Origin of the sequence: Pseudophaeobacter arcticus DSM 23566 (assembly GCF_000473205.1) — a bacterium.
Lineage (GTDB): Bacteria > Pseudomonadota > Alphaproteobacteria > Rhodobacterales > Rhodobacteraceae > Pseudophaeobacter > Pseudophaeobacter arcticus.
The window spans coordinates 875923-897522 of the sequence record NZ_KI421507.1; the positions used below are offsets into that span (position 1 = coordinate 875923).

16 protein-coding genes are annotated in these 21600 nt (G+C 59.8%); 11 read left to right on the forward strand and 5 right to left on the reverse strand.

Translation table 11 applies throughout. From position 1 onward, the window contains the following. Window positions 1-94: 94 nt before the first annotated feature. Window positions 95-1348: an ABC transporter substrate-binding protein gene (locus tag ARCT_RS0108115; protein WP_027239618.1), complete on the reverse strand. Its 1254-nt coding sequence runs from the start codon at window positions 1346-1348 to the stop codon at window positions 95-97. A 302-nt stretch (window positions 1349-1650) separates the two neighbouring features. Here ARCT_RS0108115 and ARCT_RS0108120 point away from each other — a divergent pair, with 302 nt between their 5' ends. Together ARCT_RS0108120 and ARCT_RS0108125 are read left to right on the forward strand one after the other, a co-directional pair. Beyond that, the gene (locus ARCT_RS0108120) at window positions 1651-2397 is read left to right on the forward strand and encodes a response regulator transcription factor (RefSeq protein ID WP_027239619.1); all 747 of its coding nucleotides are present in this window, start codon (window positions 1651-1653) and stop codon (window positions 2395-2397) included. After that, window positions 2394-3878, forward strand: coding sequence for a sensor histidine kinase (locus ARCT_RS0108125; RefSeq protein ID WP_027239620.1), 1485 nt, complete (start codon window positions 2394-2396; stop codon window positions 3876-3878). The genes ARCT_RS0108120 and ARCT_RS0108125 overlap by 4 nt, the downstream gene beginning before the upstream one ends. 57 nt (window positions 3879-3935) lie before the next feature. On the opposite strand, the gene ARCT_RS0108130 is transcribed toward ARCT_RS0108125, so the two are convergent. Further along, window positions 3936-4628 carry a cyclic nucleotide-binding domain-containing protein gene (locus ARCT_RS0108130; protein ID WP_027239621.1) on the reverse strand — a complete coding sequence of 231 codons (693 nt, stop codon included), beginning with the start codon at window positions 4626-4628 and terminating at the stop codon, window positions 3936-3938. Window positions 4629-4964: 336 nt separating this feature from the next. Between ARCT_RS0108130 and ARCT_RS0108135 the strand changes: the two genes are divergently transcribed. From ARCT_RS0108135 to ARCT_RS25695, 9 genes are all read left to right on the forward strand, one after another. After that, a complete protein-coding gene (locus tag ARCT_RS0108135) occupies window positions 4965-6305 on the forward strand; it encodes an MFS transporter (protein WP_240476285.1) in 1341 nt (446 codons plus the stop codon). 57 nt (window positions 6306-6362) lie between these two features. Continuing rightward, entirely contained in the window at window positions 6363-7970 is a 1608-nt protein-coding gene (locus ARCT_RS0108140; RefSeq protein ID WP_027239623.1) for an MFS transporter, read from the forward strand. 93 nt (window positions 7971-8063) lie between these two features. Further along, entirely contained in the window at window positions 8064-11792 is a 3729-nt protein-coding gene (locus ARCT_RS0108145; protein ID WP_027239624.1) for a nitrate reductase subunit alpha, read from the forward strand. Next, on the forward strand, window positions 11789-13312 hold the full coding sequence (gene narH, locus ARCT_RS0108150) for a nitrate reductase subunit beta (protein ID WP_027239625.1): 1524 nt from the start codon (window positions 11789-11791) through the stop codon (window positions 13310-13312). The genes ARCT_RS0108145 and narH overlap by 4 nt, the downstream gene beginning before the upstream one ends. Beyond that, window positions 13312-14028 carry a nitrate reductase molybdenum cofactor assembly chaperone gene (narJ, locus tag ARCT_RS0108155; protein WP_027239626.1) on the forward strand — a complete coding sequence of 239 codons (717 nt, stop codon included), beginning with the start codon at window positions 13312-13314 and terminating at the stop codon, window positions 14026-14028. The genes narH and narJ overlap by 1 nt, the downstream gene beginning before the upstream one ends. Before the next feature lie 11 nt (window positions 14029-14039). After that, complete coding sequence (gene narI / locus ARCT_RS25685; protein WP_036784628.1) at window positions 14040-14771, forward strand: respiratory nitrate reductase subunit gamma; 732 nt, start codon at window positions 14040-14042, stop codon at window positions 14769-14771. Window positions 14772-14786: 15 nt separating this feature from the next. Continuing rightward, window positions 14787-15587 carry a peptidylprolyl isomerase gene (locus ARCT_RS0108165; RefSeq protein WP_036784631.1) on the forward strand — a complete coding sequence of 267 codons (801 nt, stop codon included), beginning with the start codon at window positions 14787-14789 and terminating at the stop codon, window positions 15585-15587. A 100-nt stretch (window positions 15588-15687) separates the two neighbouring features. Then, the gene (locus ARCT_RS25690; RefSeq protein WP_084300795.1) at window positions 15688-16263 is read left to right on the forward strand and encodes a DUF2478 domain-containing protein; all 576 of its coding nucleotides are present in this window, start codon (window positions 15688-15690) and stop codon (window positions 16261-16263) included. Window positions 16264-16680: 417 nt separating this feature from the next. After that, window positions 16681-19188 (forward strand): response regulator, encoded by a 2508-nt coding sequence (locus ARCT_RS25695; protein ID WP_051361036.1) that lies wholly within the window; start codon window positions 16681-16683, stop codon window positions 19186-19188. Window positions 19189-19266: 78 nt separating this feature from the next. Here ARCT_RS25695 and thiD read toward each other — a convergent pair whose 3' ends face one another. Genes thiD through ARCT_RS0108190 form a run of 3 tightly spaced genes read right to left on the reverse strand, consistent with a single transcriptional unit; the run spans window position 19267 to window position 21589 of the window. Then, the gene (gene thiD, locus ARCT_RS0108180) at window positions 19267-20004 is read right to left on the reverse strand and encodes a bifunctional hydroxymethylpyrimidine kinase/phosphomethylpyrimidine kinase (protein ID WP_027239628.1); all 738 of its coding nucleotides are present in this window, start codon (window positions 20002-20004) and stop codon (window positions 19267-19269) included. After that, window positions 20001-20999, reverse strand: coding sequence for a HesA/MoeB/ThiF family protein (locus ARCT_RS0108185; RefSeq protein ID WP_027239629.1), 999 nt, complete (start codon window positions 20997-20999; stop codon window positions 20001-20003). Before ARCT_RS0108185 ends, thiD begins: the two co-directional genes overlap by 4 nt. After that, window positions 20999-21589, reverse strand: coding sequence for a thiamine phosphate synthase (locus ARCT_RS0108190; RefSeq protein WP_027239630.1), 591 nt, complete (start codon window positions 21587-21589; stop codon window positions 20999-21001). The genes ARCT_RS0108185 and ARCT_RS0108190 overlap by 1 nt, the downstream gene beginning before the upstream one ends. Window positions 21590-21600: the final 11 nt, after the last annotated feature.

Here is a 21600-nt window from a genome sequence, read left to right on the forward strand (position 1 = left end):
TGGATCGTGCCTTTTATGTTTTGTCCCGCCCCAGCAAAATAACCAGGGCGGAACGGCTCATGTGAGTGGAGCGGGGTCGTTTGGAGCTGTGATATTACAGCGAGTTTGCCACTGCGGTGACCAGCATCTCAACTGCCTCAGCCGAGGACATGTCGGAATTGAAATGCGCGGTGACCACATCGGTGATCGCACCAGACTGCGCGCCGCGCATCGCCATGCCATGGGCATAGCTGGGCAGCAGCGAGCCCTCTTTCGAGCTGGTGGTCATTTCCGCTGCTGACAGATGCGCACAGGAATCAAAGTCATCCATCGCCACATCTGTCCGCGCCGGAATGGAGCCCTTGTTGAGGTTAAAGACCTTCTGGAAGTTCTGACCGACGATCAGCTTGGCCAAAAGGGCCTGACCCTGCTGTTTGTCGTCGCCGCTGACATCAAACATGGCAAAGCTGTCAACATTATAGAGAAAGCCATTCCCCGGTGCCGAGGCGCAGAGGAAATCCTCACCCGGCACCTTGCCAGCGGCGAGGAACTCCCCCTTGGCCCAATCGCCCATGATCTGAAAAGCGGCCTCGCCGTTCATCACCATCGAGGTGGCAAGGTTCCAGTCGCGACCGGGGAAATTGCTGTCCACATAGCCGCGCATTTTGCGCATCTGGTCAAAGACCGCGACCATCTTGTCTGATCCCAGCATCGCTGGGTCCAGATCGACAAAGGCCTGGTGAAACCCATCCGGGCCCAGAATGCCAAGCGCCACAACCTCAAACACCGTGGCATCCTGCCAGGCCTGACCGCCATGGGCCAGCGGGATCACTCCGGCTGCCATCAGCTTATCCGCGGCGGTGTTAAACTCGTCCCAGCTGGTTGGCATCGCAATGTCATTGGCAGCCAGGATTTCGGCATTGGCCCACAGCCAGTCCACCCGGTGCACATTCACCGGCGCGGCGCACCAGCTGCCGTCACATTTCATATGGGCTGCAATAGAGGCAGGCAGCACCTTGTCCCAGCCCTCGGCCTCGGCCACGGCCGAGATATCGGCGAGAACGCCTTCTTCGTACCATTCCTGAATGGCGGGGCCTTTCAGCTGCACGGCGGTGGGCGCATTACCCGAAAGCACACGGGCGCGCAGCGCTGTCATCGCCGCATCGCCGCCGCCACCTGCCACCGGCATATCGGTCCAGGTGCCGCCATTGGCCGAAAATTCCTGCTGCAGCACGGCGACGGATTTTGCTTCCCCGCCCGAGGTCCACCAGTGCAGCACCTCTGCTTCGGGGCCGGCCTGGGCCATGGATACTGCGGATGCAGCAACAAGCGCCAGCGTGGACGCCGCCGTAAATACGGATCTCTTCATGTTGTCTTCCTCCCTAAGTCGTAAAGAGCCCAATGAGCCCCTTTGGACTGCGCCGCCTCTTCCTCCAAGACGCAGCGGCGCAGATGTCGCCGTTTGGGCGACGGTATTGGCCTATAGCCTGCGCCGGGAGAGGGGGCTGTCGCAATGGTCGAGCAGCCCGCAGCGGCAGTCAGAGCGAAGAAATCCGCCACTTTCGTTACAACTTGTTACCTAGCTGTACCTTTGGCGGGAAAAATGGGGCAATCTTGCAGGTACAGGCGGGCGCGCCCGGTTTGCAAGCAACAAAGGCAGAGTAAGAGGCGATGACGATACCCCGGCTTATGGTGGTGGATGATGATGCGGAGACCCGCGCCATGCTGACCCAGTTTTTGCAGCAAAACGGTTTTATTGCCCATGCCGCCCAGAACGAGGCAGAGATCCGGGCGCTGATGCAGGCGGGGCGGGTGGATCTGATCCTGCTGGATGTGATGCTGGGGTCTGAGAGCGGCGTTGATATCTGCGCCCGGTTGCGCCGCGAGCAGGATGTTCCGATCATTCTGGTCTCGGCGCTGTCCCAGGATCATCAGCGCATGGCGGGATATGAGGTCGGGGCGGATGACTATGTGGCAAAGCCCTTTAACCCTGATTTGCTGCTCGCGCGGGTGCGGGCGGTTTTGCAGCGGGCCAGCCGCAGTGCCTCGCTGGTTTATCGCCGTCGGCTGGCGCTGTTTCGCTTTGCCGGCTGGACCTATGATGGCAAACGCGACGAGGTGGTCTCGCCGCAGGGGTTTCAGGTGGCGCTGTCGCAGCGGGAGACCAGCCTGCTCAAGGTGTTTTTGGCCAATCCCCATATTCCGCTGAAACGCGAGGAAATTCAAACCGGCTTGCTGGAAGGTCTCGCCAGTGGCAGCAGTGCAGAAGCGGAGCGCACCGGGCGGGCAATCGACATGTTGGTGGGGCGGCTGCGCTCCAAGATCGAGAGCGATCCCAAAGATCCGCAGATGCTGCGCACCGCGCGGGGCATTGGCTATGTCCTGGCAGTGGATGTGACAGAAGAGCGACCCGCGTGAGCGGCGGCTGGGATCTGAAAACCCAGGCGCGCCTGTGGATTTTTGCCGGCTTTGCGGTTGGTCTGGGGGCGGCGCTGGTGTGGCTGCACTCGGCCCGCGCCTGGGATCAGCATCTGGCCCGCAGCCAGATGGCCGGGGTATTGCTGTATCAGGCCCTGCAGGGGGAGGCGCCCGTGCCCGCAGGTCTGCAGCTCCAGGCCCTGTCCTCGCAGTCCGATGCGAAGGCCAGCCTGTTGCGCGGGCAACGCCCCGAGGTTCCGGGCGGCGGCATTGTCACTGAAATCTCGATCCTGGGAGGAACAGGGCAGGAGTTGCGGCTGGAGCCTGGTTTTGGGCCTGGTTTGGGGGCAGGTGTCGGCACGGTGCTGCGGTTGATGATTGTGTCAGACCGGCTGCGCTATGGGGTTGCCGATCTGCACAGCGGGCAGCGGCAAACCGCGGCGCAGCAACTGGGGGCTGTCACCCGCCAGTTGGCGCGCCATTGCAGCGACCCGCTGGTCTTTGCCCAATATGGCGACAGGGGCTGGCGGCAGGTCGAGGGGGCCTCGTACTGGGGCTGTCAGGCAGCGCCACCGGATCTGCGCCTGCTGGCGGTGATCCTGGCTGCGGTGGGGCTGGCGATTGTGCTGAGTCAAAGTGCCGAAACCTCGGCCCGGTTTGGCGCCTTTGCCCGGCTGCTGCGTCAGCCGCGCTTGCTGGGGGGGCCAGAAAGCTATTCCGCCCCCGGTCCGGCAGAGCTGCAAGAGATTGTCTCGGCGGTGAATGATCATCTGGCCGGAGCGCGGTTGCAGATCGAAAAACGCGCCACGGTTCTGTCGGCGGTCAGCCATGATCTGGGCACCCCCGCCACCCGGTTGCGGCTGCGCGCGGCGCTGATCCAGGACCAGACCCTGCGCCACAAGCTGGAGGCGGATATCGACAGTATGACCGGCATGATCGAAAGCGTGCTGACCTATACCCGCTCGGAACTCAGCCTTGAAGTGCCGCGTCAGATCTCGCTCACGGCGCTGGTTGAGGCCCTGGTGGCGGATTATCAGGATCTGGACAGGCCGGTGAGCTATGTGCGGATGGAGCCCGCAGTGGTGCAGGGGGCGCAATCGCTGTTTTCAGCCCGGTCGGGGCAGGGCGCTTTGCCGGATGCGCGCCGGGTCTTGGTGACGGCGCGGCCCATCCTGTTACAGCGCGCCCTGACCAATCTGGTGGACAATGCCCTGAAATACGGCCGCCGCGCCGTGGTACGGCTGGACGCGAACGCGGAGCGGGCGGTGATCACGGTTGAGGACGAGGGATCGGAATTGACCGTGGCAGAGATCCAAGAGGTCCTGGCACCGTTTCAGCGCGGCGCCAACAGCTCTGCCATCGACGGGTTTGGTCTGGGGCTGACCATCGTCGCCACAGTTGCAGAGCAGCATGGGGGGACGCTGCGGTTTGACCAGGGCAGCCTGGGGCTGCGCGCCAGCCTGGACATCCAGCGCCACTAGGGGCCGGGGACAGGTCAGCAGATAGGTTTGTGAGAGGTCAGCGCGGCCTGCAGCAGCCTAGCGTTGGTCGATCAGGGGGTCGGGCTTGGCAAAGCGTTCCAGATCTTTCTGGTTGGTGACAGTAATCTGCCTGCCCTCAACAGTGACCCCATAGGGGCGCAGGCCCTTGAAGGCGCGGCTTAGGTTTTCAGAGGTCATCCCCAGCACCGAGGCAAGGCGGCGTTTTTCAGCATCCAGTTGAAAGACCGCAGCGCCGCCTGCGCGGACCTGCTGACGCAACAGATAGTTGGCCAGCCGTTCCAGCGAAGTGCGCAGTTTCAGATCCTTGGTGCTTTTGACGACACTGCGATAACACTGGGCCAGCTCATCGACGATGGCGCGGGCAAACTGGCCGTCCTTGTCAAACACCTCCCGCACGTTCTGGCTGGGGATCAGCATGATGCGGCTTTTCTCCATGGTGCGCGCCGACATAAGATAGGGCGCCTCTCGCACGGTTGCCGCAAGAATAAAGGTGGAGATCGGCCGCACCGTCGCCATGCTGGTCTCGCGATTGTTCCAGCTGGAGAACAGATCCACCGACCCGCTCAGCAGAATATGCAGAAAATCACTGGAATCGCCTTCCGAGATCAGCTCGATCTGGGGCGGGAAGTTCTGCACATAGGCCGCACGGATAAGGCTTTGAAAGTGCTGATCATCCATGTCCGAGAACAGGTGCAAATCCCGGACTTCCTGGGTGTATGAATCGGGCATGCGTCGCGTCACCAGCTGAATATTTGTTCACATGTTGATCGCGCATATAATTGATAAATGTCAACTCCTCGCTTGCGCTCTGCTTGTGATTGCCTTGACCCCAAACGGCAATGCAAATGACATATTTCGTTAAGTTATTTATTTAAATGTGTTTTTTGTGTTTCTATGATCTGGATCAATCTCCCTTTTTCAGGAAGCGGGCAGAGCTTCCCCCGAGCTCGCCTAAGCGGGTCTTTCGTAAAACTCGGAGGGACACCGATGGAAATTCAAAACAAGGCAACCAGTCTCTGGGGAAATTTTTTCAACGTCCGGATGGTGCAAATCCGTACCTTCCACATGACTTGGTTTGCTTTTTTCTCCTGCTTTTTTGCCTGGTTCGGCATCGCGCCCCTGATGATCATTGTGCGCGACGAATTGCAGTTGACCAAATCCCAGGTGGGCTGGTCGATTATCGCCTCGGTTGCGGTGACGGTCTTTGCCCGCTTCTTTATCGGTTGGCTTTGTGACCGTATCGGTCCCCGGCTGTCCTACACATATCTGCTGATCTTTGGGGCCTTCCCGGTGGCAGGCATTGGTCTGGCGGACAGTTTTGAGACATTCCTGTTCTTCCGGCTGCTGATCGGGATCATCGGCGCGGCCTTTGTGATTACCCAGTACCATACCACGGTGATGTTTGCCCCCAATGTGGTGGGCACCGCCAATGCGACCTCGGCCGGCTGGGGCAACCTTGGTGGCGGCGTCACCCAGTTTGCCATGCCGATGGTGTTTTCGGTCTTTGTGGTTGGCTTTGGCTTTTCCGAAGCGGTTGGCTGGCGCCTTTCAATGATGGTTGTTGGCGGCGTGATCTTTGTGGTTGGTATTGCCTATTACTTCCTCACCCAGGATGCGCCGGACGGCAACTACAAGGAACTGCGTGAGAAAAACATGCTGCCGACAAAAAAGTCGGTCACTGCCGATTATTTCCGGGCGATGGCGGATTACCGGGTCTGGATCCTGTTTCTGATCTACGGGGCCTGCTTTGGCATCGAGTTGACTGTCAACAATGTCGCGGCGCTGTACTTCTATGACTACTTCAACCTGAGCCTGGTGGCGGCAGGTGGTGTTGCGGCCTCCTTTGGCTTGATGAACATCTTTGCCCGGACCCTGGGGGGCATCTTTGGCGACAACTTCGGTGCGCTTTGGGGCCTCAAGGGCCGCAGCTTCTGGCTCTTCATTGTTCTCCTGGGCGAAGGCTGTGCCTTGATGGTGTTCAGCCAGATGCAGGTGCTGTTCCTGGCGCTGCCCATGCTGATCATCTTCTCGCTGTTCACCCAGATGGCCGAAGGCGCCACCTATTCCGTGGTTCCCTTCATCAACAAAAAGGCACTTGGCGCGGTTGCCGGTGTGGTTGGTGCGGGCGGTAACGCCGGTGCGGTGGCTGCGGGCTTCTTGTTCAAGGGCGCAATGGAGTGGCCTGATGTGTTTTTTATCATCGGTGTCACTGTCGCCTGTGCCTCGGTTCTGGCCTTCTTTGTCCGCTTCTCGGAAGCGCAGGAAGAGGAAGAGAAAGCCAACTTTGAGCATGCTTCGCTGGATATCTTGCGTGTCCGTGCGCAACGCGCCAACGCTGCGCTGGCCCTGTCGGTCGCCGTGGTCGAAGAGTGGAACGCCAAGCATCCCGAAACCCCTAAAATCTGAATTCTAATAAGGACGGGCCCCCCGGCCCGTCGCAACCTCATGACGAGGAGGAAAAACGTGGGACAAGACCTAAGAAATTATACCCCGGAGGACGAGAGCTACTGGGCCTCTACGGGTAAGGCAATTGCCACCCGGAACCTGTGGATCTCGATCCCGTCCCTGCTTTGCGGCTTTGCGGTTTGGCTATACTGGGGCATCATCACTGTTCAGATGATCAACCTCGGATTTTCGTTTGAGAAATCGGAACTGTTCACCCTGGCGGCCATCGCCGGTCTGACCGGGGCAACGCTGCGGATCCCGTCGACCTTCTTCATCCGCATCGCGGGTGGGCGAAACACCATCTTCTTTACCACAGCCCTGCTGATGATCCCTGCCGTGGGCGCCGGTATTGCGCTGCAAAATCCCGATACGCCGCTCTGGCAGTTCCAGGTCCTGGCCTTCCTGTCGGGTATCGGTGGCGGTAACTTCTCCAGCTCGATGTCCAATATCTCGTTCTTCTATCCCAAAAAGGTGCAGGGCTATGCGCTGGGCATGAACGCGGGTCTGGGCAACTTTGGGGTGACCACCATGCAGATCGTGATCCCGCTGGTGATGACCTTTGGTCTGTTTGGCGGCGAGCCAATGATCCTGGAGAACACCTCGGGTACGCTGATTGGTAAGATCCCAGCGGGCACCGAAACCTATATCCACAATGCGGGCTATGTCTGGCTGCTGCTGTTGATCCCACTGGCCTTTGCCGGCTGGTTTGGCATGAACAACATCCGCGATGAAGATGTCAGCCCTGACATTCCCAGCCCTGTTGGTGCCTTCTCGACCATTACCTTTATGTTGCTGATCGGCTTTGTCACCGCTGCTATTGGCCTGTGGCTGATGCTGCCTGCCAAGGTGGGTGGTTCTGGCTTCATGGTCTCCAAATGGATCGTTTTGCCCATCGTGATCGCGCTGACCGTGTTTCTGCTGAAACTGATCCCTGGTCAGGTGGGGCAGAACCTCACCCGCCAGTACCGGATCTTTGGCAACAAGCACACCTGGGCGATGACCGTGATCTACACCATGACCTTTGGCAGCTTCATCGGCTATTCGGCGGCGCTGGCGCTGACCATCAAGGTGGTCTTTGGCTTTCAGCATCTGATGGTGGATGGTGTGATGACCCATGACACGGTAAACGCCAATGGCCCCTCGGCCCTGATGTTTGCCTGGATGGGGCCCTTCATTGGCGCGCTGATCCGTCCTGTTGGTGGCATGATCGCTGACAAACTGGGCGGTGCCCGGGTGACCCAGTGGATTTCCTTTGTGATGGTGGGCTCTGCCCTGGGCGTCGCCTACTTCATTCAGGCGGCCTATGCTTCGGCCACTCCGGAACAGTATTTCATCCCCTTCCTGGGCCTCTTCCTGATCCTGTTTGCAGCCACCGGCATCGGCAATGGCTCGACCTTCCGCACCATCGCGGTTGCCTTCAACAAAGAGCAGGCTGGTCCGGTTCTGGGTTGGACCGCCGCAGTTGCCGCCTATGGCGCCTTCATCATCCCCAAAGTGTTCGGGGAACAGATGAAAGCCGGAACCCCAGAATATGCGCTTTATGGCTTCGCCGTCTTCTACGCGGTCTGCATCGCGATCAACTGGTGGTTCTACCTGCGCCCCGGCGCCTACATCAAGAACCCTTGATTTGATCCAAAATCACGAACCCCGGCCCCTGGCTGGCCGGGGCAAGCCCGCCAATTCGCTCGCTAATGCACCGATACCTCAAGGAGAGACCCCATGAGCCATCTGCTCGACAGGCTAAACTTCCTTCAGTCCAAAGAACTTGAAACATTCTCCAACGGTCACGGTCAGGTCACCCGTGAAAACCGCGACTGGGAAGATACCTACCGCAATCGCTGGCGCCACGACAAAGTCGTGCGCTCCACCCATGGGGTGAATTGCACCGGATCCTGTTCCTGGAAAATCTATGTGAAATCCGGGATTGTCACCTGGGAAACCCAGCAGACCGATTATCCCCGCACCCGTCCTGATCTGCCCAACCACGAGCCACGCGGCTGCGCCCGGGGCGCCAGCTACAGCTGGTATCTCTACTCCGCCAACCGGGTGAAAAACCCGCTGGTGCGGGGCCGGTTGATGAAGATCTGGCGCAAGATGCGCGCCACCATGAGCCCGATCGAGGCCTGGACCAAGCTGCAGAACGACCCGATCCTGCGCAGCTCTTATGTAGAGACCCGCGGCAAGGGCGGCTTTGTGCGCGCCACCTGGGACGAGGCCACCGAAATCACTGCGGCCGCCAACCTCTATACCACCAAAACCTACGGCCCCGACCGGATCTTTGGCTTCTCGCCGATCCCGGCGATGTCGATGATTTCTTACGCTGCCGGCTCGCGCTATCTGTCCCTGATGGGCGGCGTCTGCATGTCGTTCTACGACTGGTACTGCGATCTGCCACCTGCCTCGCCGATGGTCTGGGGCGAGCAAACCGATGTGCCGGAATCTGCCGACTGGTATAACTCGGGCTACCTGTTGCTCTGGGGCTCGAACGTGCCACAGACCCGGACGCCGGACGCGCATTTCTACACCGAAGCCCGTTACCGTGGCACCAAATCCGCTGTCATCTGCCCCGACTATTCCGAGGCCGCCAAGTTTGGCGATGTCTGGCTGAACGTCAAACAGGGGACCGATGCGGCGCTGGGCATGGCCTTTGGCCACGTGATCCTGCGCGAATTCCACCTGGACCGTCAGGCCGAGTATTTTGAGGACTATTGCCGCAAGTATTCCGACTTCCCCATGCTGGTGAAACTGGAAGAAAAAGACGGGCGCATGCTGCCGGGCCGCTTCCTGCGGGCCGATGACCTGGATGGCAAACTGGGCGAAGAGAATAACCCGGAATGGAAAACCATCGCCTGGGACGAGACCTCAAATGCTCTGGTCGCGCCCAATGGCTCCATCGGCTATCGCTGGGGCGAAGACGGCGAATGGAACCTGCAGGAAAAGGCCAAGGAGGCCGACACCAGCCTGAAGATGTCGCTGATCCTCGAAGAAGATCACGACGATATTCTGGGCGTCGATTTCCCCTATTTTGGTGGCGAAGCCACCGAAGCCTTTGCCACAGACGCCGATCACCCCGATGTTCTGACCCGCAATATCCCGGTAAAAACCATCAAGACCGCCGAAGGTGAGATCCAGGTTGCCACCGTGTTTGACCTGTATTGTGCCAACTACGGTCTCGACCGGAACCTGGGCGGTGACTGGGTTGCCAGGGACTACGACGACGAGATGCCCGGCACCCCCGCCTGGGCTGAGAAAATCACCGGCGTCAGCCGGGACAAGATCATCCACGTTGCCCGTGAGTTTGCCCAGAACGCGGAAAAGACCAATGGCAAATCCATGGTCATCATCGGCGCGGCGATGAACCACTGGTACCACATGGATATGAACTACCGTGCTGTCATCAACATGCTGGTCATGTGTGGCTGCGTCGGGCAGTCTGGCGGTGGCTGGGCGCATTATGTGGGGCAGGAAAAACTGCGGCCACAGACCGGCTGGCAGCCGCTGGCCTTTGCGCTGGACTGGGGACGTCCGCCCCGTCACATGAACTCCACTTCGGCCTGGTATGCCCATTCTGATCAGTGGCGCTATGAGACCCTTGAAGCCGAAGAGATCCTGTCGCCAACTGCGCCCGCAGGCGATTGGGACATCAATCTCATCGACTACAACATCCGGGCTGAGCGCATGGGCTGGTTGCCCTCTGCGCCGCAGCTGAAGACCAACCCGCTGGAAGTGGCAAAACAGGCCAAGGCTGCAGGCAAGGATATTCCCACCTACGTGGCCGAGCAGCTGAAGAGCGGCGAGCTGGAGATGTCTTGTGAAGATCCTGACGCGCCGGAAAACTGGCCGCGCAACCTCTTTGTGTGGCGCTCCAACCTGTTGGGCTCCTCTGGTAAGGGTCATGAGTATTTCCTCAAACACCTGCTTGGCACCGATCACGGCGTCATGGGGAAAGATCTGGGCGAAGAAGGACGGCAACTGCCCAAAGAAGCCAAATGGCACGAGGAAGGCCCACGCGGTAAGCTCGATCTGCTGGTCACCATCGACTTCCGGATGAGCACCACCGCGGTCTATTCCGATATCGTGCTGCCAACCGCCTCGTGGTATGAAAAGAACGACCTCAATACCTCGGATATGCACCCCTTCATCCACCCGCTGCAGGCGGCGGTGGATCCCGCCTACGAGAGCAAATCCGACTGGGAGATCTTTAAATCCATCGCCAAAAAGGTGCAGGAAGTTGCCCCCGAAATCCTGGGCCAGGAAACCGATATTGTTGCGCTGCCACTGCTGCACGACACCCCGGCGGAACTGGCGCAGGATCAGGTCAAAGACTGGAAGAAGGGCGAATGCGACCTTATTCCCGGCAAGACCGCGCCAAACTACATCCCGGTTGAACGCGACTATACCGCGATTTACGACCGCTTTGTGGCGCTTGGCCCGCTGTTGGACAAACTGGGCAATGGCGGCAAAGGCATCTCCTGGAACACCGAACACGAAGTGCAGCACCTGCGCGAGCTGAACGGCGAATGGACGGAGGGCCCGGCCAAGGGCTGTGCCAAGATCGTCACCGACATCGACGCCACCGAGGTGGTGCTGATGCTGGCGCCGGAAACCAATGGCGAGGTTGCGGTCAAGGCCTGGGATAGTCTGTCGACCTTCACCGGGATTGATCACACCCATCTGGCAAAACCCAAGGAAGACGAAAAGATCCGCTTCCGCGATATCGCCGTCCAACCGCGCAAGATCATTTCCTCTCCGACCTGGTCCGGTCTGGAAAGCGAAAAGGTCTGCTACAATGCCGGCTACACCAACGTGCATGAGCTGATCCCCTGGCGCACCCTGACAGGTCGTCAGCAGCTGTATCAGGATCACCTCTGGATGCGCGCCTTTGGCGAAGGCTTCATGTCCTACCGGCCTCCGGTGGATCTGAAAACCATCACCAAGGACGTGCAGGACGATGGCGATAATCTGGTGCTGAACTTCATCACGCCCCACCAGAAATGGGGGATCCATTCGACCTATTCCGACAACCTGTTGATGCTGACGCTGAACCGGGGTGGCCCGGTGGTCTGGCTGTCTGAAGTCGACGCCAAAAAGGCCAACATCAAGGATAACGACTGGATCGAGCTCTACAACACCAACGGCGCCCTGACGGCGCGGGCGGTGGTGTCGCAGCGGATCAAGGAGGGCACCACCTTCATGTATCACGCCCAGGAGAAAATCGTGAACACGCCCGGCTCTGAAAAGACCGGTCACCGTGGTGGGATCCACAACTCTGTGACCCGGACCGTTCTGAAACCCACCCATATGATCGGCGGGTATGCGCAGCAGTCTTACGGCTTTAACTACTACGGCACCGTGGGGGCCAACCGCGATGAATTTGTTGTCGTGCGCAAGATGAAAAAGGTCGACTGGCTCGACCAGGAAGCGACCCAGAAGGAGGCAGCAGAATGAGAGTACGCGCTCAAATCGGCATGGTGCTGAACCTCGATAAATGTATCGGGTGCCACACATGTTCCGTCACCTGCAAAAACGTATGGACCAGCCGCGACGGTGTCGAATACGCCTGGTTCAACAATGTCGAAACCAAACCCGGCACCGGCTATCCCACCGACTGGGAAAACCAGAACCGCTGGAATGGCGGCTGGGAGCGCACCCGTGCGGGCAAGTTGCAGCCCAAACAGGGCAGCAAATGGCGGATCCTGGCCAATATCTTTGGCAACCCGGACCTGCCCGAAATCGACGACTACTATGAACCGTTTGATTTTGACTATGACCACCTGAAATCGGCCCCCGAACTAAAGGCCTTCCCCACCGCGCGTCCGCGCTCAAAGATCACCGGCGAGCGGATGGAGAAGATCACCAAGGGGCCAAACTGGGAGGAGATCCTGGGCGGTGAATTCTCAAAACGGTCGCAAGACTACAATTTTGAGGGCATCCAAAAGGAGATCTACGGGGAATATGAGAATACATTCATGATGTATCTCCCCCGCCTGTGTGAGCACTGTCTGAACCCGGCCTGTGCGGCGTCCTGCCCATCAGGAGCGATCTACAAACGCGAAGAAGATGGTATCGTCCTGATTGACCAGGAAAAATGCCGCGGCTGGCGGATGTGTGTCTCGGGCTGCCCCTACAAAAAGATCTACTACAACTGGCAGAGCGGCAAATCCGAGAAATGCACCCTGTGCTACCCTAGGATTGAAAGCGGCAACCCAACGGTCTGTTCCGAGACCTGCGTTGGCCGCATCCGTTACCTGGGCGTGATGCTGTATGATGCGGATAAGATCGACGCGGCGGCAAATGCCCCCGCCGAGACCGATCTGTATGACGCGCAGCTGGATGTCTTTCTGGATCCCAACGATCCGGCGGTCATTGCAACCGCCCGCGCCGATGGCATCCCCGAAGACTGGATCAAATCGGCCCAGGCCAGCCCGATCTGGAAGATGGCGATGGAGTGGAAAGTGGCCTTCCCGCTGCACCCGGAATATCGCACCCTTCCCATGGTCTGGTACATCCCGCCGCTGTCGCCCATCCAGAACGCAGCCGAGGCAGGCGCCATCGGCATGGATGGCGCCATGCCCGACGTGCGCAATTTGCGGATCCCGCTGCGCTATCTCGCCAATATGCTGACCGCAGGCGACGAGGAACCTGTCGCCCTGGCGCTGGAACGGATGTTGGCGATGCGGTCTTATATGCGCGCCAAAACCATCGACGGTGTGCGCGACGAGGCCGTGGCCGCCAAGGTCGGCCTGGACTCCGCTACGATCGAAGACATGTATAAAATCATGGCTTTGGCGGACTATGAGGACCGTTTTGTCATCCCCACCACGCACCGGGAACAGGTCGAAGAGGCCTATGATTTGCGCGGCGGCTGCGGCTTTACCGATACCAATGGCTGCTCGCCCGGTATCAGCAAGGGATCGCTGTTTGGCGGCTCCAAGAAACCACTCAAAATGCCAGAGGAGCTGCGCTAATGGACCGGACGCTAAAAGCGATTTCATTGCTCTTGAGCTACCCAACACGGGAACTTCAGGGCGCGATGTCGGAAATCGGCGGCGTTCTGGCCTCCGACACCCGGCTGACGGCGGCGGCGCGGCGTGATCTGCGGCCGCTGGTCGAGGCCCTGCGCAGCGATGACATTTATGATCTCGAAGAGAAATACGTCATGCTCTTTGATCGCTCGCGCACCCTCAGCCTCAACCTGTTTGAACACGTGCACGGCGAAAGCCGTGACCGGGGTGGCGCCATGGTCTCGTTGATCGAGACCTACCGCGATGGTGGTTTTGAGCCAAACACCACCGAGCTGCCGGATCACCTGCCTGTTTTGCTGGAATTCCTGTCGACGCGTCCCTTTGCGGAAGTACAGGACACTTTGGCGGACGCAGCCCATATTTTTAGTGCTTTGAGCGAACGGCTTGCCCGTCGTGACAGCCAATATGGTGCTGTGTTCGCCGCTCTTTTACAGCTGGCAGGGGTTGAAGCCGACAAGGAGGCCGTGGCCGAGCTGCTGCAGCAGCCGGAGGTGGACCCCAATGATCTGGAGGCACTGGACGAGGTCTGGGAAGAGAGCGAAGTGCTCTTTGGTCCCGATCCCAACGCCGGGTGCCCGCAAGTGCGCGATATGCTGTCGCGCATGGATGAACCCCAAAATCCTGCTCCCGGTTCGACCACCGGCGTGGCGGCTGAATAACGGAGGCTCTCATGCATAATTTCCTATTTGGTATCTATCCCTATATCGCCCTCTCGGTGGCGATCCTCGGGTCAATCGCGCGCTACGAGCGGGATCCTTTCACCTGGAAGTCGTCCTCCAGCCAGATGCTGCGGCGTAAGCAGCTGATCATGGGTTCGGTGCTGTTTCATATCGGCGTTTTGATCATCTTTGTCGGCCATCTGGTGGGTCTGTTGACGCCGATTGCGTTGTTTGATGCGCTGGGCATCAGCCATGGCTTCAAACAGGTTGGTGCGGTTGTTGTTGGTGGCATTGCGGGCGTCATGGCGCTGGTGGGCGGCGGCATGCTGTTTCACCGTCGCTGGACCGATCCGCGCATCCGCAAAAACTCCAGCTTTGCCGATATCGCCATCTTGGCGATGCTGCTGGCGCAGCTTGGGCTTGGGCTGTTGACCATCTTTGCTTCGCTGGGGCACCTGGACGGTCATGAGATGACCAAGTTCATGGCCTGGGCGCAGGGGATCTTTACCTTTGATGGCGCTGCGGCCTCCTATATTTCGGATGTGGCGCTGATCTTCAAACTGCACCTGTTTCTGGGTCTGACCATCTTTCTGGTCTTCCCCTTTACCCGCTTGGTGCACATGCTGTCGGTGCCTCTGCGCTATGTGTTCCGCCCTGGCTATCAGGTGGTGCGTTCGCGCCGCTCTGCGCCTCTGCCAACCCGCGCAGGTCCGGTTGTTCCTGGCCGGTCCGCCAATAAGTAAGCTGGAGGAATGAAGATGAAAGCTGGCCTTTTTCCCGATCTCATCGTCAATGGTGAACTGGTTCCGCATGCGGTGATTGCGGCGGAAACACAGAACCACGAAGCCCCAACTGGCAAGCCTGGCATCGCCTGGCGCAAAGCCGCCAATGCGGTTGCGGTGCGTACCTTGTTGTTGCAGGAGGCGCGCCGTCAGGGGCTGACAGCAGAGCCGGCCGAGGTCGAGCCGGGGCGCTTTGAAACAGATGAGGAGGCCCTGATCCGGGGCCTTCTCGAAGCCCGCGTCGAGGTGGAGGCGCCGACTGAAGAAGAGGTCAAAGCCGAATGGGCGCGCGATCCGTCGCGGTTCCGTTCGCCGCCTTTGTGGGAGGTTTCCCATATCCTGTGTGCCTGTGATCCCCGTGACAAAGAAGCCAAAGAAAAGGCGCTGCAAAAGGCCAATGTGCTGAACGCGCGCCTTCAGACCAACCCCAGGGATTTTGTGGCGCTGGCCAAGACGGATAGCGATTGCGGGTCAAAATCCTCGGGTGGGGCTTTGGGTCAGCTTGGGCCTGGCGACACGGTGCCAGAGTTCGAACACATCCTGCATCATCTGAATGAGGGCGAGATCACCCCGGTGCCCATCTTGTCGCGCCATGGCTACCATCTGGTGCGCATGGATGCGGTGGCAAAGGGTCAGGAGCTGCCCTTTGAAGCCGCCAAACGCGCCATCACCATTGCAATGGAGAAAGCCGCCTGGGCGCGTTCGGCACAGGGGTTTGTGCAGCAGCTGGCCGCTGGAGCAGAGATCACCGGGGCAGATTTGCAGCCGGTTCTCTGAGGCACAGGTTCGCGGTACAGGTTATCGGCACAGGGAAGAAGACATAGCACCGGGGCAGGCGGCGATCCTGCCCCGTGGTATCAGGTCAAGGAAGAAGACAATGAAGATTGCCTACACAATGGCACAGGGGCGTGGGGACACCGATCAAATTCTCCATCAATTGAGCCAACGGCTCCGGGCCGAGGGACATTCCCCCTGCGGCGTCGTGCAAGTCAATTCAGAGCGCACAGACAGCTGTCGCTGTGACATGGATGTGCAGGTATTGCCACAGGGGCCGGTGATCCGCATTTCGCAATCCTTAGGCGAAAATGCACGTGGCTGCCGGTTGGATCCTGCCGCCCTGGAAGAGGCGGTGGCGCTGACCGAGCGGGCTTTGCAGGTCGGGGCCGAGATGTTGATTATCAACAAATTTGGTAAGCACGAGGCCGAAGGACGGGGATTTCGCGCCGCCATCGGCGAGGCTTTGGCGCTGGAAATTCCGGTTCTTGTCGGGCTCAATCAGCTCAACCAAGAGGCCTTTTTTGAATTTATCGGTGATCTGGGGGTCGCTCTTGCTCCAAATGTCGATGACTTGGCGGAGTGGGCCAAGGCGCAGCTCGCGCCAAAACCGGGCTCTGGCAAGCCGGGTTTGACACCTGCTGGGGCGTCCCGGCCTGTCGCCATGAGTGCCGCCTGACCTCGTGGATGTGCTGGCCCTGCGAGTGCTGCGACAGAGGCCTCTGTCGCAGGGTCAGAGGCAGGGCAGGGGCAGGGAAGGGGCATTGCATCGCGCGCAGTGCCAACAAATGAGTGCGCTATACGGCACGTATCGCGATTTTGACGCCTCCCAAGGCTTGACCCCAGGGCGGTGCACTGGCAGCCATGGCCCCGGGTTGATCTGCGATGGATTCACCACGGAAACGGCCGGTTCCCTGTGATATGTGAAAGCTGCGGCAGGACCAATTCTGTAAAGATTTTCGCTTAAAGGGGCGTCTTGTTAAGCGGATATGAACTCCTGTGCGGCACATATCATGAAGAACAATGGGAAATGGCGAATAGGTTTGGTCGCGTCTTTGTTTGGCCAAGGCTGGTAAGGTTGGGTGGTGTCTGTTCCGTGAGAGCTCCTTCTGCAAAACCTATTGCTGGGCTATTTAAACGTGCCCATATTCCCGTCTTGGTCGCCTTTGTTCTGGTTCTGGCTGCAGGCTATTATTCAGAACAGCAAAACAACACCATCCATAATCAGGAGCTGCGGACCGATGTGCGCCGCGAAGTGAGCCAGCTGCAAGCCAGTCTTGAAGGGGCGCTAAACGCCGATCTTCAACTGGTACGCGGGCTGGTTGCGGTGCTTTCCACCGAGCCTGACATGTCCCAGGAGCGGTTCACCCAGCTGGGTGAAATGGTGCTGGGAACGCAATCCGGCATCAGCCATGTTGCAGCGGCGCCGGATCTGGTGGTGACGATGATCTACCCGTTGCAGGGCAACGAGGAAGCCCTGGGTCTGGACTATAACAAGAACCTCGCCCAGCGAGAGGCCGCCTATAAAGTCCGCGATAGGGGCAATGTGGTCCTGGCAGGGCCGGTGCAACTGGTGCAGGGCGGTGAGGCCTTTATTGGCCGCTTTCCGGTCTTCACCGGTTCGGGGGAAAACCGCCGGTTCTGGGGGGTCTTGTCCTCTGTCATGCGGGCAGATCTTTTGTACGAGGCGCATGGGTTCAACTCTCCTGACCTGGGCATTGAGGTTGGGATAAGGGGACAGGACGGCATGGGCGCCGAGGGGGCGCAATTCTTTGGCGATCCCTCCGTTTTTATGGATAACCCGGTTAGCCTGGATATCCCGCTGCCCTTTGGGTCCTGGCAGATTGCCGCCCGCCCCAAGGGGGGCTGGTCGGCCCGCAAGGCCAATCCCTGGCCATGGCGCCTGCTGGTCTTTGTTGCTGGTGGTTTTATTGTGGTGCCGATCTATATGGCCAGTCGTCTCTCGGCGGCGCGGCGTGATGCCATTCAGACATTGAAACGGCGCGAACGGCAGTTGGAAACCCTGTCCCGGCGGCTTGAAATCGCAGTGGATATCTCCAAGATCGGCATCTGGGAGCTGAACACAATAACCCGCGAAACCGTATGGGATCCGAACCTGCGTGAAATCTATGGACTCAAAATCAATGATCTGGTGACGGCTGACACCTGGGAGAATTGCCTGCATCCCGATGATCGCGAGCAGACCGTGCTTGAACACCGCAGGTCCTCTCATGTCGGTGGCAGCTACAGCTCGGAATACCGCATTGTCCTGCCCAGCCAGGAGGTGCGCCATATCCGCAGTATGGGCACCGCCTATGCCGATAGCGACGGCCGGTTGCGGATGATTGGGGTCAATCTTGATGTGACCCGCGACGTACATCTGCGCGAAAAGCTGATCGAGGCAAACGCAGCGCTGTTGCAACGCAACAATGACCTGAATGATGCCAAAATTGCTGCCGAAAGCGCCGACCGTGCCAAATCAGAATTTCTGGCAAATATGTCCCATGAGATCCGAACACCGATGAATGGCATTGTCGGGATGACCGAGCTGATGTCGGAATTTGATCTTGGTCCAGAGGAAAGACAGTATCTGGGCACCATTCGGGATTCCTCCAATGCGCTGCTAAAAATCATCAATGATATCCTTGACCTGTCGCGTCTCGAAGCGGGGCGTTTGGCGATCAGTCCGATTGATTTTGATCTGCGAAACTGTGTTGCTGGCGCGGTCAATCTGTTGCGGCCAAAGGCGCGGGAAAAAGGCCTGTGGGTTTCGGTGAGTTTTGCGGAAAACCTGCCGGACAGGGTGCATGGCGATGATGGGAGACTGCGGCAAATTCTGGTGAATCTCATTGGCAATGCGGTGAAATTCACCTCCGAGGGCGGCGTGGATATCAGTGTTGACTGCGATGATGAGGACCCCACCAATTTGGTTATTACGGTGGATGACACCGGGATTGGTATCTCAGACAGCCAGGCCGAGTATATTTTTGATCGCTTCAAGCAGGCGGATGCTGCCACCACGCGGGCCTTTGGCGGCACCGGGCTGGGATTGACGATTTCCAGCATCCTGGCAAAGCGCATGGGCGGGGGCATTGAGCTGTGCCGGATCAAGGAGACGGGCGCGTGCTTCCGGTTGAACATTCAGCTGGACAAGGCGGTCAGTTCTCCCGGTGCCTCGCGGGTCGAGACGATGCTGGATACAGCGGCTTTGGCAGGTTGCCGGGTCTTGTTGGCAGAGGACAACAAAACCAACCGTTTGCTGGTCCGCAAATATTTGGCCGATCTGGGGATCACCCTGAGCGAGGCCCATAATGGCCGCCAGGCGGTCACCATGTGCCCGCAAGTGGCGCCGGATATCATTCTGATGGACATGTCCATGCCCGAGCTGGACGGGCTTGCGGCAACCCGGGAGATCCGCAGTCTTGATATCGAGCAGCCGGTGATTGTTGCGCTGACCGCCAATGCCTTTGAATCCGACCGCGAAGCCTGCCTGGCTGCGGGGATGGACTATTTCCTGCAAAAACCCATCAGTAAATCCGTGTTGCTGCAAACCCTGACCATGTTGCGCATTGGCCGAGATGAAAATCAGGGCCTGTCCGGTTGACCAGGGGGGTTGTCAGGGATTCTGCCAGGGGGGGCAGGGGCTTTGTCAGGGATTTTGCCAGAGACGGGGCCGTCTGACTTACCCCTCGCTGCCCAGCCACAGGGTCATCTGGGTTTTTGCTTTGGCGCAGGCCTCTGCCACAGGAGCCCCTTGAGCCAGCGCACAGGCGAGGGCGGTTGCCAGGCTGCAACCGGTGCCACGCTTGCTGACGGGCAGACGTGGTGCTGAAAACACCTGATGGCTGTCAGCGGTAAACAGATGGTCAATGCTGCGCGCGCCCTGGCCATGGCCACCCTTGATCAGCACCGCAGCAACGCCGGTTGCCAAAATGATCTGCGCGCGCGCTGCCAACTCTGCCAGTTCTGGCGGTTCCTGGGGCCGGTGGCTGGTGCCGGCAAGCAGGGCGCTTTCCTCCAGATTGGGCGTCAACAGTGTCACTCTTGGCAGCAGGGGCGTCAGGGTTTCCAAAGACATCAAGGCACCTCCAGACGAGCTTTTAAGCACGGGATCCAGCACAATCGGCACCCCCAAAGGCAGCGCTTGTGCCAGGCTTTGCGCGGCGTCTGGCGCGCCGATCATGCCAATTTTTATGGCGCGCGGGATTTGCCCGGCCGGATCAAAGGCGGCTGTGACCTGCCCCGCGATAATCTGCGGTGGGATTGGCTGGGTGGCGATCAGGGCCGCATTGGTTTGCACCGTGACCGCAGTCACCACCGGCGAAACCGAACAGCCCAGGCTCTGGGCCATGGCGATATCGCGGCTCAAGCCGGCGCCACCGCTGCTGTCGGTGCCTGCCACCACCAGAATGCGGCTCATGCGGGGTCGCCAACGGCGAGAATTTCAATCTGGGTAAAGCCCTGCGCCTGCAGCGCGCGCCCCGCGCGCCAGGCCCGCACGCCGGATCGGCAACACAGCACCGTTGGCAGCCCGGGCAATAGCGCGGCAGCTGCCGGGGGGGCGGGGGTCATACTTGCAGCGATCAGCTCATCGGGCAGACAACGCCGCGCCCCTGCCACGGCGGGCTGGGGGGCTTCTTCAATTGAGCGCAGATCTATCACCTGGGCCCGCGCCGGGATCAGCTCGGGGCTGGTGAACCGCAGCGGATCCGGAGGCTCGCAGGCGGTGCTGAAATCAAAACTGCTCATGGTCAGATCCGCCATCTCTATCTGCATCACCCGGCCCAGCGGCGAGGGGCTGTGGCGCAACAGGGTCTTGAGCGCCATCTGCGCCTGCAGCGCGCCAATTGCGCCCACCACCGGCCCCATCACCCCGGCACTGGCGCAGCTGGCGGCACTTTCTGGCAGCTCCGGAAACAGCGCGCGCAGCGAAGGGGCCGGGCCACAGAAGCCACCGACATAGCCCCGTTGCGCCAGGACCGAGGCCGAGATCAGCGGCAGTCCCCGCGCAAGGCAGGCATCCGACAGGATATAGGAGGTGGCAAAACTATCCGCCGCATCCACCACCAGATCCACGTTGTTCAGATACCGCGAGACATTTGCCGCGCTCAGCGCCTCGGCGTGGGGATACACCGTCAGCGCCGGGGTGCTGGCGATAAGGCGGGCCTGCGCCGCAGTGACTTTGGTCTGACCGATATCGGCCATGGTGAACAGCACCTGGCGGTGCAGATTGCTCTCTTCCACCCGGTCCGGATCCAGCAGGGTGAGACAGCCGATACCGGCTGCGGCAAGATACTGCAGCACCGGTGCGCCCAGCCCGCCAGCGCCCACCACCAGCACATGAGCGCGCGCCAGCCGTGCCTGGCCCACAGCGCCGACCTCGGGCAGGGTCATCTGTCGGGCGTAGCGTGACATCAGGCGCAGGCCTTGGCCCATTGGCGGCAGCGCGCCTCGGGGTCAGTTGCCTGCTGGATATCCGTCACCACGGCGGCGCTATCGGCGCCAGCGGCAAAAACACCGGGCAGGCGCTCTGGTGTCAGGCCGCCGATGGCCACCAGCGGGGTCTTGCCTGCGAGCTCTTTCCAGCGGGTCACACGCTCCAGCCCCTGGGGGCCCCATTTCATCTGTTTCAACAGGGTTGGATAGACCGGCCCCAGCGCCACATAGGCCGGATCATGGCGCAGCGCGCGCTCCAGTTCAGCCTCGTCATGGGTGGAGAGGCCATAGCGCACCCCGGCGCGGTTGAGTGCGGCAAAATCTGCGGTCTGCATGTCCTCCTGGCCCAGATGCACAAAGCTGCAGTTCAGATCCAGCGCGATTTGCCAGTGATCATTGACCACCAACTGGGCGCCATGCACGGCGCAGAAATCACGGGCGCGGGCGATCTGGCGGCGCAGCTCGGTCTCGGCGGCGTCCTTGATCCTCAGCTGCACCAATCTGGCGCCCTGCGGCACCAAAAGCTCCAGCTGGCCGACATGGCCGACGATGAGATAAAACCGTTCCATTGCCTGATCGT

Excerpts from the sequence above, each read along its gene's own strand:
- ARCT_RS0108115 (WP_027239618.1), bottom strand. The coding sequence starts at position 1,348 with ATGAAGAGATCCGTATTTACGGCGGCGTCCACGCTGGCGCTTGTTGCT.
- ARCT_RS0108120 (WP_027239619.1), top strand. The coding sequence starts at position 1,651 with ATGACGATACCCCGGCTTATGGTGGTGGATGATGATGCGGAGACCCGC.
- ARCT_RS0108130 (WP_027239621.1), bottom strand. The coding sequence starts at position 4,628 with ATGCCCGATTCATACACCCAGGAAGTCCGGGATTTGCACCTGTTCTCG.
- ARCT_RS0108135 (WP_240476285.1), top strand. The coding sequence starts at position 4,965 with ATGACTTGGTTTGCTTTTTTCTCCTGCTTTTTTGCCTGGTTCGGCATC.
- ARCT_RS0108145 (WP_027239624.1), top strand. The coding sequence starts at position 8,064 with ATGAGCCATCTGCTCGACAGGCTAAACTTCCTTCAGTCCAAAGAACTT.
- narH (WP_027239625.1), top strand. The coding sequence starts at position 11,789 with ATGAGAGTACGCGCTCAAATCGGCATGGTGCTGAACCTCGATAAATGT.
- narJ (WP_027239626.1), top strand. The coding sequence starts at position 13,312 with ATGGACCGGACGCTAAAAGCGATTTCATTGCTCTTGAGCTACCCAACA.
- narI (WP_036784628.1), top strand. The coding sequence starts at position 14,040 with ATGCATAATTTCCTATTTGGTATCTATCCCTATATCGCCCTCTCGGTG.
- ARCT_RS0108165 (WP_036784631.1), top strand. The coding sequence starts at position 14,787 with ATGAAAGCTGGCCTTTTTCCCGATCTCATCGTCAATGGTGAACTGGTT.
- ARCT_RS25690 (WP_084300795.1), top strand. The coding sequence starts at position 15,688 with ATGAAGATTGCCTACACAATGGCACAGGGGCGTGGGGACACCGATCAA.
- thiD (WP_027239628.1), bottom strand. The coding sequence starts at position 20,004 with ATGAGCCGCATTCTGGTGGTGGCAGGCACCGACAGCAGCGGTGGCGCC.
- ARCT_RS0108185 (WP_027239629.1), bottom strand. The coding sequence starts at position 20,999 with ATGTCACGCTACGCCCGACAGATGACCCTGCCCGAGGTCGGCGCTGTG.
- ARCT_RS0108190 (WP_027239630.1), bottom strand. The coding sequence starts at position 21,589 with ATGGAACGGTTTTATCTCATCGTCGGCCATGTCGGCCAGCTGGAGCTT.